This is a genomic window from Paracoccus sp. SSJ, from assembly GCF_030234105.1.
GTDB lineage: Bacteria > Pseudomonadota > Alphaproteobacteria > Rhodobacterales > Rhodobacteraceae > Paracoccus > Paracoccus denitrificans.
This window is the reverse complement of sequence record NZ_JASSPE010000052.1, coordinates 1-3,339: the sequence shown is the minus strand read 5'-3', so window position 1 is coordinate 3,339 and position 3,339 is coordinate 1. Positions and strand designations below refer to the sequence as shown.

At 58.4% G+C, this 3,339-nt stretch carries 3 protein-coding genes and 4 pseudogenes; 2 read left to right on the top strand and 5 right to left on the bottom strand.

Annotated features, from left to right (window positions below; all coding sequences use genetic code 11):
• Nucleotides 1–202: 202 nt before the first annotated feature.
• Nucleotides 203–259 (top strand): annotated as a pseudogene (locus QPR87_RS23355) (hypothetical protein); the annotation flags it as partial.
• A gap of 102 nt (nt 260–361) precedes the next feature.
• On the opposite strand, the pseudogene QPR87_RS23350 reads toward QPR87_RS23355, so the two are convergent.
• The 4 genes and pseudogenes from QPR87_RS23350 to QPR87_RS23335 form a co-directional block, all read right to left on the bottom strand.
• Nucleotides 362–445: pseudogene (locus tag QPR87_RS23350) on the bottom strand (hypothetical protein); the annotation flags it as partial.
• 50 nt (nt 446–495) lie between these two features.
• Nucleotides 496–879 (bottom strand): IS66-like element accessory protein TnpA, encoded by a 384-nt coding sequence (tnpA, locus tag QPR87_RS23345; protein ID WP_285051545.1) that lies wholly within the window; start codon nt 877–879, stop codon nt 496–498.
• Between the two features lie 61 nt (nt 880–940).
• Nucleotides 941–1,123: pseudogene (locus tag QPR87_RS23340) on the bottom strand (IS5/IS1182 family transposase); the annotation flags it as partial.
• A 121-nt stretch (nt 1,124–1,244) separates the two neighbouring features.
• Nucleotides 1,245–1,736: a hypothetical protein gene (locus tag QPR87_RS23335; RefSeq protein WP_285051544.1), complete on the bottom strand. Its 492-nt coding sequence runs from the start codon at nt 1,734–1,736 to the stop codon at nt 1,245–1,247.
• A gap of 333 nt (nt 1,737–2,069) precedes the next feature.
• On the opposite strand from QPR87_RS23335, the gene QPR87_RS23330 reads away from it, so the two are divergent.
• Nucleotides 2,070–2,857, top strand: a protein-coding gene (locus QPR87_RS23330; protein ID WP_138918374.1) for an IS5 family transposase whose coding sequence is annotated in 2 segments (ribosomal slippage) — nt 2,070–2,409 and nt 2,409–2,857 — 789 coding nt in all. Because the reading frame shifts where the segments join, the coding sequence is not laid out codon by codon here.
• Between the two features lie 166 nt (nt 2,858–3,023).
• On the opposite strand, the pseudogene QPR87_RS23320 reads toward QPR87_RS23330, so the two are convergent.
• A pseudogene (locus QPR87_RS23320) lies at nt 3,024–3,146 on the bottom strand (IS5/IS1182 family transposase); the annotation flags it as partial.
• Nucleotides 3,147–3,339 lie beyond the last annotated feature (193 nt).

Genomic DNA, 3,339 nt, shown 5'->3' with positions numbered 1-3,339 from the left:
CTGTAGCGACAGCATCGTCGAACGCTTTGACCGGCTCGCGAAAAGATGGGCTCCCCGGCCCGCCAAACCCAAAGCGCCCAAGGGCGCCCCCTGAGCATCGCTGCCGCGGCCTACGCCGGATGGTTACAAGCGCTGGCAGGCCATCCGCGATACGCTGGCGCCGGCCTGTCCGAAGATCGGCCTTGGCAGCCGCGGCACTGCCGTGCGTCACGCTCAGCAGCGCCTGACCACGCTCGGCTTCGATCCTCGCGGGGTGGACGGGATCTTCGGCGCCAACACCCGCACCGCCACCATCGCTTTCCAGAAATCTGCCGGCCTCATCCCAATACAAGAGCTTCAATCTGTCGCCACGCCGACCGCGGAACGCAAACACCGCACCGCCTGTTGGCTTCTGACGCAACTGATCCTGCGCCAGCGCCGCCAACCCCCCGATGCCCTTGCGCATGTCGGTCACCCCGCAGGCCAGATAAACCCGGACACCCGTGCCGGGCCCGATCATGCCGCCTCCACCACCCGGATCAACCGCGTCAGCTCGGCTGTGTCCAGCATCGGGTCGAAGCGCAGGCAACGGCCATTGGACAGTTGAAGCTCGATCAGGGCGGGGCGCTGCGGCGCCGGATCTCCAGCCGATGGATGCACCGTCAATTCGGCGGGTGCGGTCAACTCCACAGGCAGCAACAAGGTCTCCGGCAGCGGCGACAGCAGCCCCTTCTTCTTCAGCTCATGCCGCCAAGCATAGAGCTGCTGTCGGGTCACCTCGTGGCGATGTGCTACTTGCGTCACCGTCGCGCCCTCCATCCCCACCGACAACACGATCCCGAGCTTCTCCTCGTCGCTCCACCGACGCCGCCGCTCCAGACCCAGAATGTCACCACGCATCGAAAGCCCCGCATAAGACACGTCGTTAACGACGTCGCTATATACGTGCCTTAGCCGATCACCCCACGCTCAGGCAGGCGGTGGCAACCGGGCGGTTACCGAAGAAACTCGCCCATTCCCGTTCGAAAAACTCCCAATTGATCAGTGCCGCAAGCTTCACCAGTTCGTGGCGCGCGTCGATCATGTCGACCAGTCGTGGGCGGAGCAGTTCATCCTGCTCAGGGGCGCGGGAATGGGGCTTCATTGGCGACCGGAAATTGCAGGGTTTCTCGCCAAAGCATACGAAACCTTGCAATTCAAAGCCAACAAAACCGCAGCTTCAGCGTACAAAATCAATGTAGTAGAGGTTGTTCAGGCCGGACTAATTACCGCGACGGTTCGTACAACTGTGAATTAATAATATCAACAATTACTTCTCGCCTCAGCGCGGAGTGGCCGCCCTTCCCATCTTCTCCAGTAAAAATTCTAACGCTCAGACGATTGTCTATGTCTAACTCCTTAAAAGGAACAATATGTTCGTCAATGTGCCAGCGATCCGTTTCTTTCACCAAAATTCTCCCCTTCGGAATATACCCTCTCTTGGCAAAAAGGGTATGCAGTTTCAGTCTATAGTCATAGGCTTGGGGGACATCATTGATCGTAGGAACTCCATAACAAAAATGAGCGGCGCGTGAGGTGTCGTCTATCATCTGTGAGCGTCGAACATCTGTTTGTGGTGCCTCGGCCACCACTGTCGAGGCTGTGAGGTAACTTCCCACCGCCAACGCCGCAAAACCGCCCTGAGACGAGCCATAAAGGACAGTCCGGCCCGGGGAGAAGCCAAACTCGGCGCTAATTGTCCGGATGTCTGCCGCCACCCGCTCGACACTGTAGTAGGAGCGACTTCCTTGAAAATAAGATCCGCGAACAGAAGGGTCAAGGGACAGGCCAGGGTCCGCGACGAACAAACATGAAGCATCAAAGCTATCACTCCATGTGAGGCGATTATAATATTCTACAGCGGTAGATTTGGTTGAACGAAGGCCAGGGAAAAATACAATTAGCTCCTCTCCCGTTCGGCGATGTAACCGATAATGGAATGCCTGCCCTGATCGGTCAAACCTAAAGTTCCAAGTAGTCATGCAAGCTAGGTCGTGTTGACAAAAGGGATTCCCCTTGGGCTTGGGGCATGATTCAAGCTGGCATCTGCGATGGAGACCAGCTTGGCACGAGACCTTATGTCGGACGAGGAGTGGGCGTTCTTTGAGCGCTTCATCTTCGCCGTCCGCGCCCCGAACGGGCGCAAGCCCACCAACCACCGCCTCGTTCTTGATGGCATATTCTGGATCGCACGCACCGGTGCGCCATGGCGGGACCTACCTGCCGAGTTCGGCAAATGGTCAAGCGTCTATCGGCAGTTCCGGCGCTGGACGCTGGCAGGCCTGTGGGAGGAAATCATGGATGCCCTGAACCAGAGCGGAGCCGTGCCAAGCGCCCTGCAAATGATCGACAGCACCGTGATCCGTGCCCACCATCAGGCAGCGGGCGCTAAAGGGGGACTCCGCGACAAGGTTTCGGCCGTTCTCGAGGTGGCGTTACGACCAAGATCCACCTTCTGGTCAACGCGCACGGGCTACCTATGAGAACAGAGATCACGCCGGGCCAGACGTCGGACTATCTCGGCTTCGATCTGGTGATGGTGGATAATCTGCCCCGCCCGAGCGTGCTGCTCGCAGATCGCGGCTACGATGCAGACAAGATCAGAGACGGCATGGAGGCGCGCAACGTCCTGCCCGTGATACCGATGCGCAAGTCCCGCAAAAAACGGATTGGTGTCGATCGTTCGCTGTATCGCCTGCGCAATCTGGTCGAACGCTGCTTCAACAAGCTCAAGAACGCCAGGCGTGTCGCGACCCGCTACGACAAGACGGCGGAAAGCTTTCTCGGCTTCATTGACATCACGTCGATCCGCCTCTGGCTCCGTCATTTGTCAACATGACCTAGGTCGTGTTGTCGAAAGGGCTTCACAGGGGGGCTGATCATGATTCAAGCTGGTATCTGCGATGGAGACCAGCTTGGCACGCCATCTGATGTCGGACGAGGAGTGGGCGGTTCACGAGCGCTTCATCTTGGCCGTCCGGGCCTCGAAGGGACGCAAACCCCTGAACAAGATGATGATCTTCGGGTTTACACCCGTTCGGGTGCCGAACCGCACGGATGAAGCCCCGGATGAGGCCCCCGAAGAAGGCCCACTCATCATCGGACATCAAGTGGCGTGCCGAGATCATCTTCCACGTAACGATGATCTTGAATCATACTCTTGCACCGAGCGGTATCCCTTTTGTCAGCATGGTCTAGGGCGTGTGGGGATTCACAAACGGGGGTTGATGTGATTCATCCTCCGGATGGATCGCGATGTTCTGACGGATGCCCAGTGGGCGAAGATCGAGCCGCATTGTCTGGGTAAGCCAAGCGACCCTG